Source organism: Chitinimonas sp. JJ19, from assembly GCF_036961565.1.
Lineage (GTDB): Bacteria > Pseudomonadota > Gammaproteobacteria > Burkholderiales > Chitinimonadaceae > Chitinimonas.
In genome coordinates this window covers 144,614-158,162 of the sequence record NZ_JBAMDD010000007.1, presented here as the reverse complement: position 1 = coordinate 158,162, position 13,549 = coordinate 144,614, and the positions used below count along the sequence as shown (strand labels likewise).

Annotated in this window: 12 protein-coding genes and 2 tRNA genes; 8 read left to right on the top strand and 6 right to left on the bottom strand. The window is 57.1% G+C overall.

Annotated features, from left to right (window positions below; all coding sequences use genetic code 11):
- The 5 genes from lon to V7714_RS10895 all read left to right on the top strand — a co-directional run bounded on the left by lon (position 1) and on the right by V7714_RS10895 (position 5,327).
- Positions 1–2,421, top strand: coding sequence for an endopeptidase La (gene lon, locus V7714_RS10915; RefSeq protein ID WP_335709748.1), 2,421 nt, complete (start codon positions 1–3; stop codon positions 2,419–2,421).
- Positions 2,422–2,875: 454 nt separating this feature from the next.
- The gene (locus V7714_RS10910) at positions 2,876–3,148 is read left to right on the top strand and encodes an HU family DNA-binding protein (protein WP_284197777.1); all 273 of its coding nucleotides are present in this window, start codon (positions 2,876–2,878) and stop codon (positions 3,146–3,148) included.
- Between the two features lie 71 nt (positions 3,149–3,219).
- Positions 3,220–3,295 (top strand) — tRNA-Val (locus V7714_RS10905).
- A gap of 63 nt (positions 3,296–3,358) precedes the next feature.
- Positions 3,359–3,435: transfer RNA gene (locus tag V7714_RS10900), tRNA-Asp, on the top strand.
- A gap of 86 nt (positions 3,436–3,521) precedes the next feature.
- Positions 3,522–5,327, top strand: coding sequence for a peptidyl-prolyl cis-trans isomerase (locus V7714_RS10895; protein WP_335709747.1), 1,806 nt, complete (start codon positions 3,522–3,524; stop codon positions 5,325–5,327).
- A 64-nt stretch (positions 5,328–5,391) separates the two neighbouring features.
- Here V7714_RS10895 and V7714_RS10890 read toward each other — a convergent pair whose 3' ends face one another.
- Positions 5,392–6,261, bottom strand: a complete 870-nt coding sequence (locus V7714_RS10890; protein ID WP_335709746.1) for a CheR family methyltransferase — start codon at positions 6,259–6,261, stop codon at positions 5,392–5,394.
- 520 nt (positions 6,262–6,781) lie between these two features.
- Between V7714_RS10890 and V7714_RS10885 the strand changes: the two genes are divergently transcribed.
- From V7714_RS10885 to V7714_RS10875, 3 genes are all read left to right on the top strand, one after another.
- Complete coding sequence (locus V7714_RS10885) at positions 6,782–7,663, top strand: AraC family transcriptional regulator (protein WP_335709745.1); 882 nt, start codon at positions 6,782–6,784, stop codon at positions 7,661–7,663.
- Between the two features lie 152 nt (positions 7,664–7,815).
- Complete coding sequence (locus V7714_RS10880) at positions 7,816–8,970, top strand: hypothetical protein (RefSeq protein ID WP_290330960.1); 1,155 nt, start codon at positions 7,816–7,818, stop codon at positions 8,968–8,970.
- A gap of 110 nt (positions 8,971–9,080) precedes the next feature.
- Positions 9,081–9,848, top strand: coding sequence for an SDR family NAD(P)-dependent oxidoreductase (locus V7714_RS10875; protein WP_335709744.1), 768 nt, complete (start codon positions 9,081–9,083; stop codon positions 9,846–9,848).
- 259 nt (positions 9,849–10,107) lie between these two features.
- On the opposite strand, the gene V7714_RS10870 is transcribed toward V7714_RS10875, so the two are convergent.
- The 5 genes from V7714_RS10870 to V7714_RS10850 all read right to left on the bottom strand — a co-directional run bounded on the left by V7714_RS10870 (position 10,108) and on the right by V7714_RS10850 (position 13,252).
- On the bottom strand, positions 10,108–10,389 hold the full coding sequence (locus V7714_RS10870) for a type II toxin-antitoxin system RelE/ParE family toxin (protein ID WP_335709743.1): 282 nt from the start codon (positions 10,387–10,389) through the stop codon (positions 10,108–10,110).
- Positions 10,386–10,676: a CopG family ribbon-helix-helix protein gene (locus V7714_RS10865; RefSeq protein WP_335709742.1), complete on the bottom strand. Its 291-nt coding sequence runs from the start codon at positions 10,674–10,676 to the stop codon at positions 10,386–10,388. The genes V7714_RS10870 and V7714_RS10865 overlap by 4 nt, the downstream gene beginning before the upstream one ends.
- 101 nt (positions 10,677–10,777) lie before the next feature.
- Positions 10,778–11,020, bottom strand: a complete 243-nt coding sequence (locus tag V7714_RS10860) for a type II toxin-antitoxin system Phd/YefM family antitoxin (RefSeq protein ID WP_335709741.1) — start codon at positions 11,018–11,020, stop codon at positions 10,778–10,780.
- Positions 11,021–11,461: 441 nt separating this feature from the next.
- Positions 11,462–12,823 carry a DUF6602 domain-containing protein gene (locus V7714_RS10855; RefSeq protein WP_335709740.1) on the bottom strand — a complete coding sequence of 454 codons (1,362 nt, stop codon included), beginning with the start codon at positions 12,821–12,823 and terminating at the stop codon, positions 11,462–11,464.
- Between the two features lie 288 nt (positions 12,824–13,111).
- Entirely contained in the window at positions 13,112–13,252 is a 141-nt protein-coding gene (locus tag V7714_RS10850; RefSeq protein WP_335709739.1) for a hypothetical protein, read from the bottom strand.
- Positions 13,253–13,549 lie beyond the last annotated feature (297 nt).

Here is a 13,549-nt window from a genome sequence, read left to right as displayed (position 1 = left end):
ATGTCCCAGCACACTGAACTGCCAGCCCACTCCATAGACATGCCACTGTTGCCCTTGCGCGACGTGGTAGTGTTCCCTTTCATGGTCATACCGTTGTTCGTCGGCCGGCCCAAATCCATACGTGCGCTGGAAGCCGCCATGGAGGCAGGCAAGCAGATACTGCTGCTGGCTCAGAAGAACGCGTCCAAGGACGAACCGGTAGCGACCGATATGTACGATGTCGGCACCGTTGCCACCATACTGCAGATGCTCAAGCTGCCTGACGGCACCGTCAAGGTGCTGGTAGAGGGTAGCCAGCGTGCGCTGGTGGAGACCATCACCGAGGACGACGGCCACTTTACCGTGACCGCCCAGCCCGTCCCCATGGATGCGGTCGAGGACACCGAGACGGAAGCCATGCGTCGCGCGCTGTTGGGCCAGTTTGACCAGTTCGTCAAACTGAACAAGAAGATTCCCCCCGAGGTGCTGACCTCGTTGTCTGGCATCGAGCGCGCCGGACGCTTGGCTGACACCATTGCTGCCCATCTGCCGCTGAAGCTGGAACAGAAACAGGACATTCTGGAGATGTTCAAGGTCGGCGAGCGGCTGGAGCACCTGCTCAAGCAGCTGGAAGCCGAAATTGACATCCTGCAGGTGGAAAAACGCATCCGCGGCCGTGTGAAACGGCAGATGGAGAAGAGCCAGCGTGAGTACTATCTGAACGAGCAGGTCAAGGCCATCCAGAAGGAACTGGGCGAGATCGAAGAGGGTGCCGAGCTCGATGAGCTGGAGAAGCGTATCAAGGCTGCAGGCCTGCCCAAGGATGCCAAGACCAAGGCCGATGCCGAGCTGAAGAAGCTGAAGATGATGTCGCCCATGTCGGCCGAGGCCACCGTGGTGCGCAACTACATCGATACCCTGATCGGCCTGCCGTGGAAGAAAAAGACCAAGATCAGCAAGGATCTGGCCGAGGCAGACAAGATATTGGATAGCGATCATTATGGCCTCGACAAGGTCAAGGAACGCATCGTCGAGTATCTTGCCGTGCAGCAGCGGGTCGAGAAGCTCAAGGCCCCCATCCTGTGCCTAGTTGGCCCACCCGGCGTAGGCAAGACCTCGCTGGGTGAGAGCATCGCCCGCGCCACCAACCGCAAGTTCGTGCGCATGGCGCTGGGTGGTGTGCGTGACGAGGCCGAGATTCGCGGCCATCGCCGTACCTATATTGGCTCCATGCCCGGCAAGATATTGCAGAGCATGAGCAAGGCCGGGGTGAAGAACCCACTGTTCCTGCTCGACGAAGTGGACAAGATGGGGGCGGATTTCCGCGGTGACCCGTCCTCGGCGCTGCTCGAAGTGCTGGACCCGGCACAGAACCACGCCTTCAGTGATCACTACCTGGAAGTGGATTACGATCTCTCGGATGTGATGTTCGTGGCGACGGCCAACTCGCTGAATATCCCGGCACCCCTGCTGGACCGGATGGAAATCATCCGCCTGGCGGGCTACACCGAGGATGAGAAGGTCAATATCGCCGAGAAGTACCTGGTGCCCAAGCAGATGGCTGCCAACGGGCTCAAGGAAAACGAGCTGATCATTCAGGAATCGGCGCTGCGCGATATCGTTCGCTTCTATACCCGCGAAGCTGGCGTACGTAGCCTGGATCGCGAAGTGGCCCGCATTTGCCGCAAGGTGGTCAAGGCTTTGCTGCTCAAGCCATCGGACAAGAAGGTGACGGTCAACGCCAAGAATCTGGACAAGTATCTGGGTGTGCGCAAGTTCACCTACGGCCTGGCCGAGGAAAGCAACCAGGTGGGCCAGGTTACCGGCCTGGCATGGACTGAGGTGGGCGGCGAGTTGCTGACCATCGAAGCGGTGTCGTTGGCGGGCAAGGGCAAGATGATCACCACCGGTACCCTGGGTGAAGTCATGCAGGAATCCATACAGGCGGCGCTGTCGGTGGTGCGTAGCCGGGCCGAAAGCCTGGGGGTGGATCCGGACTTCTACCAGAAGCACGATATCCATATCCACTTGCCAGAGGGCGCGACACCCAAGGACGGCCCGTCGGCGGGTATTGCCATTACCACCGCCATGGTTTCCATCCTGACTGGCATACCGGTACGCGCTGATGTGGCCATGACTGGCGAGATCACCCTGCGCGGCGAAGTGCTGCCCATTGGTGGCCTGAAGGAGAAGCTGCTGGCAGCCCACCGTGGCGGCATCAAGCATGTGCTGATACCGGATGGCAACACCAAGGACCTGGTGGAGATTCCGGATAATATCAAGCAGAAGCTGGAGATCCATCCGGTGAAGTGGATAGACCAGGTACTGGCCTTGGCGCTGGAAAGGCAGCCCACGCCGCGCGTGATTGAGCCGGAAGCGCCAGCAGAGGCCGCTGCTGCGGCGCCCGTGGCGGTGCCCAGCAACACGCCGACCAAGCATTAGGATTGAGACAAGAGGCTGCCTGTATAGGCAGCCTTTTTGTTATGTGGGCACGGAATCGGCGGGGTTGCCTGCATCAGTGGATGCTGGCTGGGTGGCGATAATGCCTGGATGCCCGCAAATCCAGCAATGACGCGGCTTTGCGCTTGACACACGAAAAATCCGCTTGCTATAAAGTCTAGGGAATCCCTGCGGGTGACCATGCCTGCGCGATGGTGAGGAAGTGCCACTTGCATGATGGGGCGCACCCCGCACTTCCAGTGCTCCGAAGCATGCCTTGCGCGGCGACGGCAGGGAGTTGGGTAAGGCTGCGTGAGCTGTCGCTGCCCTTTGCGCGAATGATCTGCTCTGCCAAGCGCAGTACCCATGCATTGAGCTTGATGCTTGTTCAGCGCCTATCGCTGTGTTTGACCTGTATTGCTGTTGCTCCATCCTACCAACTGAAAGGGGACATATAGTGAATAAGTCGGAACTGATTGACGCTATTGCGGCCGAAGCGGGGATATCCAAAGCCGCAGCAGGGAAAGCGCTGGATGCAACCATTGCCTCGGTGACGGCTGCGCTCAAGGGCGGCGATATGGTGACACTGGTGGGTTTTGGCACCTTCTATGTGGGGGAGCGCAGTGCCCGCAGTGGCCGTAATCCGCGCACCGGCGCGACCATAAAAATCAAGGCAGCGAAACAACCTAAATTTCGTGCTGGTAAATCGCTAAAAGATTCCGTACAATAGCTGGCTTACTTAGTCCAAACCCTGAAGTTCTCTTGGACGAGGCCTGCTGAGTAGTTTGTTGGTAGGTTCAGGGGTGGTTAGCTCAGTTGGTAGAGCGTCTGCCTTACACGCAGAATGTCGGCGGTTCGACCCCGTCACCACCCACCAGTTTTTTGCCTTTGGTTGATTCAAGCAGCGCTTTTTACTGACTGACTTGGCCAAGTGGAACTTGGAGCGGTAGTTCAGTTGGTTAGAATACCGGCCTGTCACGCCGGGGGTCGCGGGTTCGAGTCCCGTCCGCTCCGCCAAATCAAAAAAGGGTGAACGCAAGTTCGCCCTTTTTTATTGCCTGTCATTGAACCATCGCCCTAGCCGGGTGTGGAGATGTCTACCGATGTTCGAGTTCGTACAAAAGCACCGTGGGTTCGTGGGTGTGGCCTTTGGCCTGGTGATTCTTGGCTTGATGATGACCGGCGGCTCTGCCACCTTGATGGGGGATGGCGGTGCCGGCACCCTGGCCAAGGTTGATGGGGTGGAGGTCACGGAGCGCGATCTGCAGACATTGGCAGGCGGGCAGCAAGTGCCCGAGGCTGAAAAGCCCAAGATGGTCGAACAATTGGTACAGCGCCAGTTGATGATGAACCAGGCCAAGGAACTGAACGTGTTGGCTGCGGATGCGCAACTGCGCGAGCAGATCGGCAAGATCGACGCCTTCAAGGGTGAAGACGGCAAGTTCAGCATTGAGCGCTACAAGAGCATGCTCGCCAGCCGCAATATGACCGTGGCCCAGTTCGAGCAGCTGTTGGGCGAAGACATGCGGATGCAGACGCTGGTGGACAGCCTGGGCTCCAGCGGCTTTGGCTCGCGCCTGGCTGCAGAACGCCTGGTTACTGCGGTGACCCAGCCACGCGAAGTGACGGCACTGGTGTTTGGCGCAGACAAGTTCATGCCTCAGGCTGTGGTGAGCGACGCTGAGGTCAAGCAATACTACGACAGCCATCAAGCGGATTACCGCCTGCCGGAGCGGGTAAAGCTGTCTTATGTAGTGTTCTCGCGCGATGCCTTGCTGCCGACCACGGTGGTGACACCGCAACAGTTGCAGGAGCACTTCGAGAAGAACAAGGCTGAACTTGCTCAGGAAGAGCGCCAGGTTCGCCATATCTTGATCAAGGCCGATGCTGCAGCCAGCAAGGACGCCAAGGCGGCTGCCAAGCAAAAGGCCGAGAAGCTCCTGGCTGAGCTGAAGCAGAATCCGGCACGCTTTCCCGACCTGGCCAAGCAGAATTCGGAAGACCCGGGTTCGGCCGTGCAGGGTGGTGATCTGGGCTACAACCGCAAGGGCGTGATGGTAAAGGCTTTTGATGATGCCGCATTCAAGCTGGCCAAGGGCGAACTGAGCGGCGTGGTCGAGACTGAATACGGCTATCACATACTGCAACTGCAGGATGTGCGCAGCAAGAGCTTCGAAGAGCTCAAGCCCGGTATCGAGCAGTCGCTGCGCGCCGAGCTGGCCCAGAAGCGTTTTGATGCAGAAACCGAGAAGTTCACAGACATGGCGTACCAGCAGGCCAACAGCCTGCAGCCCCTGGTGGATGCCTATAAGCTGCCCCTGGTGCAGAGCGACTGGGTGAGCCGAGAGGCCAGTGCCGACCCGATGCTGAATGACAAGGTTCGTGAAGCCGTGTTTGGCGATGATGTGCTGAACAAGAAGCACAATTCCGACGCGATTGAAGTGAGCAAGGGTACGCTGCTGGTGGCTCGTGTGGCCGCCCATGAAAAGGCGCGTATCCCCCCGCTGGCTGAAGTGGCTGGCAAGATCAGCGATCTGCTCAAGCGCGAGAAGGCTGTCAAGCTGGCACAGGCAGAAGGCAAGAAGACCCTGGCAGCGTTGCAGGCAGGCACGCCGGTTGCACTGGAATGGACGCCTTCGCGCCCCATCAGCCGCCTGCGTAGCGAAGGCCTGGACAAGCCCGCCATCAATGCCATCTTTGCCGCCAAGCTGCCTGGCTATGCGGGTGTGGAGAACAAGGACAGCTATATCGTCTTCAAGGTGAGCGCAGCCACCGCCGCGCCTATGGACCCGGCCATGCGCCAGAACCTGGTGGGTTCGCTGGAGCAGGTGACCGGTCGCCAGACGGTAGAGGCTTATATCGCCGAACTGCGTAAGAAGCAGAAGGTAGAGATTGCCCAGACCAAGTAAGCACGCTGGTCGTGCTTACCAAGAAGAGCGCCCTGTTTTGCAGGGCGCTTTTTTTGTCTGGCGGCTAGCGGGTTTTCTCCAGCTCGTACACCGTCTTGCCGCGCAGCTTGAACAGATGGGCAGCGTGATAGAGGTTTTCCGAATGGCCTACAAACAGCAGGCCATTGGGCCTGAGCAGGGGGGCGAATCGTTCCAGTATCTTGAGCTGGGTGGCACGGTCGAAATAGATCATCACGTTACGGCAGAACATGGCATCGAATGGGCCGCGCACTGACCAGAGCGGGTCAATCAGGTTCTGCCGGCGAAAAGTCATCATCTCGCGCAGCTCGGCCTTGATTTCGTAATGGCCGTCGGCCCGCTTGTTGAAGAACCGACCCAGTTGCTGTGGTGTCAGTTTGTCTACCTTGTCTGCGCTATACACGCCCGCCTGGGCAATCTTGAGCACGCTGGTGTCCAGATCGGTGGCAATGATCTTGACTGGTGGCCTGAGGCTATCAAAGGCTTCGGCTGCAGTGATGGCCAGTGACCAGGGTTCTTCGCCGGTAGAGGCGGCAGAGCACCAGATATGCTGGGTGCCAACACCACGGTTGGCCTTGAGGTGGTCCAGTAGTACAGGGAAGTGATGGGTCTCGCGAAAGAAGGAGGTGAGGTTGGTAGTCAGCGAATTGATGAACGCTTCCCACTCGGCCTCGTCGCCTTTCTCCAGTAGTACCAGGTACTCCTGAAAGGTGCCAAAGCCATGCGCCCGCAAGCGCTTGGCCAGGCGACCATAAACCATGTCGTGCTTGCTGTCGTTAAGGGCGATGCCGGCATAGTCGTATATCAATTTCTTCACCCGATCAAAATCCTGCTGGGTGAACTTGAACTCCCGCACGGCGGGGGTGCTCATGGCCGGTATGACAAAGGGCGGAGGGCTGGTGCGGGTATCTTTCATCGTCTTCTTATCTTAGAGCCTGTTCGCAATTTTTTCACCCTGGCGCCGGACCGGAAACAAGGCGGGTGACGCAGGCAATAAGGGGTTATTAGCCGGGAGTCCAGCGCAGTGCATGACCGCTTTCCGATCCGGCCCTTCGCGCCCGGGTTCCGGTTCGGGTTCCAGACAGGGTTCCCGTTTGGGCTCCGGGCATTGCCCGGAACGCCGGGGCGAAAAAATCGTGTACAGGCTCTTTGCAGCCCGTTTGGGGATGCAAAGCCCCGTTGGCACCGTGCAATGCAGCCGATAGCTGCTGATGCCGCATTGGTCAGCGGGAAGGCGGTCTTGAGCAACTTCTGCAAGGCCAGCCAGCTCCAGGGTAGGTATGCTGCGTGTGGTTAAGCGCCGCTAACAAACCCCGGCGTAGCGGTTCTGGTTAGGCGTGCGTGCGCAGGCGCGCAGCAGACAGTACGTGGGTACGGCAAGCCCGCACAACAAAGCCAGAAGGGTTTTGTTAGTGGTTCTAAACAGGATAAGCGACATGGCGGCAAGGACGGCGGCGTACTACACAAGGCTGCGCAAGGTACTGCGACATATTGATACGCATCTGGCGGATGAATTGACGGCGGCGCACCTGAGCGAGGTGGCGGCCTTATCTAAATACCATTTCCACCGGCAGTTCTCGGCCCTGCTGGGTATAGGCGTCTATCGCTACATCCAGCTCCGGCGCATGAAGCGGGCGGCGTTTCAGCTGGCTTTTCGGCTGGAGCAGCCCATTACCGACATCGCCCTAGCCAATGGTTACGATAGCCCCGAGGCATTCTCGCGAGCGTTCAAGCGTTGCCTGGGCCAGACCCCGTCGGGCTTCCGGCGCTTGCCGCAATGGTGGGCATGGCAAGAGGCCTACCACCCCTTACTGGCATTGGAGGCCAGACATATGCAGCATACGATATCGCAAGAAGCCATCCGTTTGATCGAATTCCCGGCAACACGCTTGGTTGCCATGGCGCACCAGGGGCATCCCGCCCTGATCGGTAATACCGTGCGGCGTTTTATAGCCTGGCGCAAGCGCATGCAGTTGCCGCCACATCGTCACGCCACTTTCAACTTGCTCTATAGCGACCCTGCAGAAACGCCACCTGCCGACTTCCGCATGGATATCGGTGTCGCCACCGAGGTATCAGTCGCGGGCAATGGCGAGGGCTTGTTTGAAATCATCTTGCCAGCAGGCCGCTGCGCGGTATTGCGGCATATCGGCTCTGACGACACCCTGGCTGCCAGCGTGCGTCACCTCTACGCCGCATGGCTGCCGCAGAGCGGTGAGACGCTGCGGGATTTTCCGCTGTATTGCCAGCGCGTCCGCTTCTTTCCTGATGTGGCAGAGCATGAGGCCATCACCGATATCTTCCTGCCCGTGCAATAGGGCGGCGGTGTACGCGCTGCCCGCCTGCGGGTGCTGAGCTGTGGCGGGCAGGATATCGATACCAGTCATCGGTATTTATCGATATTTATCTTGTGTTGATAATTTATCTTGATAGAATAATTCCAGATAAACGCTGATGGATGGAGTAAACCGTGTCTGTCTCTGCTGCGTCTGCAAGATATACCTTCAGACGACCCAGCCTGGCCGTGGGCTTTTGTGAAGCCCTATCGGGGGAGGGGCTGCTTGATGCGCGCTCAGGCTTGTTCCTGGCGGCACAGCGCCGTGTGGGCAAATCCACCTTTCTGCGTGAGGATCTTATCCCCACCGCCGAGGCGCGTGGCTGGGCCACCGTATACGTAGACCTGTGGTCGGATAGGGCCAGCGATCCGGCTGAACTGATTGCCGATGCCATCAAGCAGAAGATCGCCGAGTTCCATGGTCTGGTCAGCAAAGCGGCCAAGGCCATAGGCCTGTCTAAGATCACGATTGCCGGCTCCCTCTCGCTGGATCTGACCGTCCCTGGCCTACCCGCTGGAGTGACCCTGCACCAAGCATTGGAGCTGCTGCATGGCATCGCCAAGCGCCCTGTCATGCTGGTGGTGGATGAAGCCCAGCATGCCCTGACGACCCCCAGCGGCCTGCAAGCCATGTATGCGCTCAAGGCCGCCCGCGATGCCATGAACCGCTCTGGCGATGCCCCAGACCTGATGCTGGTGTTCACCGGTTCCAGCCGCGACAAGCTGGCCCATCTGGTGATGAGCGCCAAGATGCCGTTCTATGGCTCCCGTGTGACGCCATTCCCCTTGCTGGGGCGTGAGTTCACTGACGAATACACCACCAGCGTCAACCGCGCACTGGCGGCCGATAACCAGCTCGACCCGGTCGCCGTGTTCGAGGCCTTCGAGATGGTGGGCAATCGCCCCGAACTGCTGCGCAGCCTGGTGGCCGACATTGCCCTGGCGCAGGAATCGCCCAATCTCAGTATGCGGTTAAGGGCAGATGCCTACCTGGTGCAAGACCGGGTATGGCAGGAGGTCAAGAGCGACTTCGAATCGCTGACACCGCTGCAGCAGGCCGTGGTGCGCGTCATGGCCAGCAAGGAAGGGCAGTTCTCCCCCTTTGGCGAAGCCTCAATGAGCGCTTACAAGGCCCTGCTGCCCGACACCGTGCCGCTGAGCACCGCCACGGTCCAGAACGCCATCGATGCGCTGCGCGAGCGCGATATCATCTGGAAGGAGTCACGCGGTGCGTACGAGATAGAAGACCAAGCCTGGGTAGCCTGGCTGCGCTTAAGTGGCCGAGCCTGACCGGCCTGCGCGCCGGGCCACCTCGTAGCGGACCGTACTAGACCGCTGGCACTGCCACCATCGATCTGCAGCGGGTTAGGATCCCTTTCATCTTTCGGCCGGAAACCCCCATGCATAGTCTACAAGGCAGCGTAGCGCTGATTACAGGCGGCACCACAGGCATAGGCTTGGCAGCGGCACAGGCCTTCATCGCCAGGGGCGCTTCGGTGGTCGTGGCGGCACGCAATCGCGAGCAGGGCGAGGCAGCAGTATCGACGCTGCGCACGCAGGGCGAAGTCGCTTATCACGCCTGCGATGTCACTGACCCACTCTCGGTCGCAGCGCTCGTCGCCTTTACCCTCGACCGTTTTGGCAAGCTGGACTGTGCCGTCAACAGTGCCGCCTGCGACACGCAAGCCATGGCCACCCACGAAATGGCATTCGACGAGGCCCACCGTAGTACCTCGACCGACGTGCTGGGTGTCTTCAACTGCATGAAATACCAGATCGAGGCCATGCTCCGCCTGGGCGGTGGCACTATCGTTAATGTCTCTTCCATCAATGGCTTGTCCGGCGCGCCCACTGCAGCCATGTATAGCGCTGGCAAGCACGCTGTCATTGGCCTTACCCGCTCCACCGCCAAGGAGTACATCTCACGCGGCATACGCATTAACGCCGTCTGCCCAGGCGCCACCGAAACGCCACGCCGCAGCCGCCGTACCGCCCACCTCGACCCCACAGCGCTGCTGGCGCACCAAGCGCAGCTGGCCCAGGCAATCCCCATAGGCAGGCTGGCCCAGGCCGCGGAAATCGCCAACGCTATCCTGTGGCTAAGCTCACCGGAATCGTCTTATGTCGTGGGCCACGGTCTGGTGGTGGATGGTGGCCTGCAGGCCTAGGGGCGCTTTCCAAGCTCCTCTGGTGTTGTGAACCGGCCATTACCATCGCAGTGGCAGCGGTCTGGAGGAGTGGCACGTTTCGTTTCCAGTTATTGGGTTTTTGATTGCTAGCCGGTCAGCACCGTGAAGTACTTCCAGCTTGTCGGCGACGTCGAGACCAGTTGCGGCTTGGAGGCAGTGAACTTCCGGGCGTGCCCAGGCTGCCAAGCAGAGTAGGGGAAGCAAGCCACAGCAGGCCTGGTCTGGGCGGATACTGGGACTAATACCCAGCTTCCTTTTGGTGGCGCACGGCGAGGATCGTGACCGTGTCGGCGTCGATGCGATACCAGGCTACGTACCCGCTATCACCGAAGTCGATCAACCATTCTCGGTATTCCTCGGGCATCTCTTCGATGGGTCTGCCGATATGCGGCTGCTGGCCAAGGACTTGGACTGCTTTCAGTATGGCTTCACCGGCTCGCTTTGCCGCTGCCGGGTTCTTGGGGCGCAGGAATTCACGTAGTCGCTGCAAGTCGCGGATTGCCCCTGGGGCGTATTTCACTTGCGGCATGCTGGTGGTGGTAGCTCGCTGTTAGTGCCCCAACTGGCAAGCCAAGCGTCCACTTCCTCTACCGTGGCATGCAGGCCCGTCTCTTGGTACTCATCCCAGGCGTTATGCGCGGCTTGCCGGAGCGCTTCGCGCTTCTCTTCGCGATCGACGTACTGGTTGATGGCTTCGACCATGAGCCAGTGCGATGTGCGACGGCGCGCATCAGCCAGGCGCTGGATGCGATCCCGGATAGTCTCGTCGAGCTTGATAGAGGTAGGACGAAGCTGATTGGCGGCCATGATAGTAACCTTTGGTAATCTCAGGTATTACCTGATTGTACTACACGCTACCGAGATGAGTTGGCTCTGTAGTGACAGATCACTAGGTATGGCGGTAGGCGCTACAGCTCAGCAAGCGTGATACGTACCGGCTGTTTGAGATCGATTAGGCGTGCACAGGCTAGCTGAGCTAGCTCGGCGTCCTGCTGGGCTTCGGTGATGGCCTCCCACTGGGCCGTGCTGACGAGGTAGCAGGTTGGCTTGCCGCGATGAAGGACGGCGACTGGCGCATCTTGGGCTGCTCGTACTGTGGCCGCTGGGTTGGCTACGAACGCAGCTATGTCGACCGACTTGGTGATTTCCATGGTGAGAGTGCTCCCGGGCTCATTCAGTTGAAGCGAAGCCTACGATGGTGAATCATTGCGCTTCGCGCATCTGCGACCGAGATCAGTAACGGTCTTCTTTGGCACGTAGGCCAAGCGCGACTTTCATCGGTGATGTTGCTTGAGCAAGGTTCTTGTCTGTAGTCAGCGTAGTCTACGGCACGCCTTTGCCCGAGCGTGAGCGTGAGCGGCAGCTTGGAAGCGGATGACCACGAATGATTTGACCATAAACACACTATACGAGGCGGAGCGCTGTCGAGCTTAGCAATACGTCTGGAAAGCCGGAAGCATGCGCTGATCTACATGGGCATTCCGGCGATGAGGCTGCCTGTATCCCCATGTACTAGCGTGGGGTCGCTCCAAACCTGTCAAGGCCAAGACGAGCACCTTCGGCGGCCTTGACAGGTTTGGCGCTAGGCTTAGTCAAACCGCTACAGAAGAGATACTCATCTGACCATCACAAATTTTAACAGTAGCTTCAACGGCAAAGAATTCGTTGTTGTCTTTTCCGGTCTTGTATACGAGCCTATAAGGAAATTCTATGCTGTTGGCATAAAATGCTAATCCTTCTTCTAAATTCTTTAAGGGTGCCGCGCGAATTTTTTTCCGGCAGACCCCCTTCTTTCCGGCAGGCAGAGGAAGTGTTGTCCTAAATTCATCGTCAGATATGGTCGCCAGAGAATCGCCTTTGTTTTCAATTTCCACTAAAAATTCAATTTCAATGCCATCCTCAAGAAAACAGACTGAGTGTTGTTCTGTTCTATTTTCTTCTTGATGCAGGGAGATTGTTAGGAATGGATAGCCCTGTCTCGGGATTTCTGGCTGTGGTGACGCTCTTTCTCTGCGAATGCTATCAAAGATCATGCCAAAGAAGGGGTGATTCAGCCCTGGATTCATGCCTTCTAGCGAGGCAAGTAAATTCATGCAAAATCTTGAAAAATTGCTCCGGGACCAGCTCAGGTCAAGCATGATAGAGCTTTCGGTAAAATTTGTACCGTATGATTTTGAAAATGCCCAACTATTGGGGGAAGTGCAAACCATCATGCCACCCCCACCGCTTTCTGCTATTTGCAGATTCCCATCTTCTGTAAGGAAGAAGTTCAAGTCGTCAATGCGTTTGGCCAAAGGTAAATAGGTATTTTTGTGGTCTAGATTTTGGGGGTTTAGCAGGCTTAGCGAGATTAGTCCGGTACATGTCTCATCTCCTTCATACCTGAGTACCATGCCGCCTTTGAAGCCAAGTACGTCTTTGCCTTTATAAAGCTCTTGGAGGATTGATGTTGATTTGTTTTCCGTCTCTTTTAGTTCGGTAAATATAATTCCGCAGCTGTATTTTTCATTTAACTGCTCTTTAAACTCTTCCGTTTGTTTTAGCTTTTCCAGCGCATCGTGAGCATTTGCTTTTGTTAGGCGGGATTTAACCTCGTATACTGCAATTACATGTTGGGCGGGAATGGCTTTCGACTTGCCTTGATCGCTATTGTCTTCGTTTCCTTCAATCCAAAGAATGGGCGCTTCGAGCTGATTGTAGATAATTATGTCAAAATGATAGATATATCCATTGTCGTTAAAAACATTTGGAATAATATAGCCGGAAGTCACTCCATACTTTTTGGGCAGGAAATCAGATAGCCATTTCCTAATGTAGGCTTCGATGCCTGGCCCGTGAGCAGACCTTACAGGTCTGCTTGAAGTCTGTTCGATGATTTTGTCGTATTCAGCGAGAATATTTTTCCTGTTTCTATGGAACTCTTTCCATCCACGCTGACCAAAGCTGCCTTCCATGGTGTAAGTCCTAATTTGTATTGGCTAATGCAGTATACATAAGATTGGTCGCATTCACTCATAGGTCTACAGATCCACTAGACAGGCTGGCATTATTCTCTCAGGTTGGCTATCTTTCCCTCAATATAGCCTAGTTGTAATATGTCATTGGATTATTGCTTGCTTAAGGATTGGCTTACCTGCAAAGTCAGCCTAACAAGCAAATGGGAATCATCCAACTGGTGGGTAATTTCTTGTAGAAGCAAAAAATTTAGCCGGCAGTGGACTTGAAGCCGTAAAGTTCTTGGCTCATCGCACTACTTCGTTCACGCCGTGAACTGTGCTTGGCTGGTTGCCGATCCAGGCACTGACCTTCTTGCCATCGATCTCGCCAATAGCCACAAGGCCGGTGCCGGTGAACATCGAGGGCGATTTCAGTCGTATGCGCATCTCTCGCCTGATTACTTGGCCGTGGTGGCGACGCTGCACCCGGTGGCGCGGCTGACTGTTCCGTTAGTGTTAGAAATGCAAAAGGCCTGCAAAGTTAGCAGGCCTTTGACTTGTATGGGTATTGCTCTGGTGCCGGAGCCTCTATCGAAAAAGCGTCATAACATATTGATATCTATATGTATTCGCAACGATGGAAAAGTAAATGGTACACAAAAAGGTACACACCGGGTTCGCCTGTGTCCTCCACGACGGGCTTCGCCTGTGTATTGGTCTCGCCTATTGATCCCAGCCAATCCA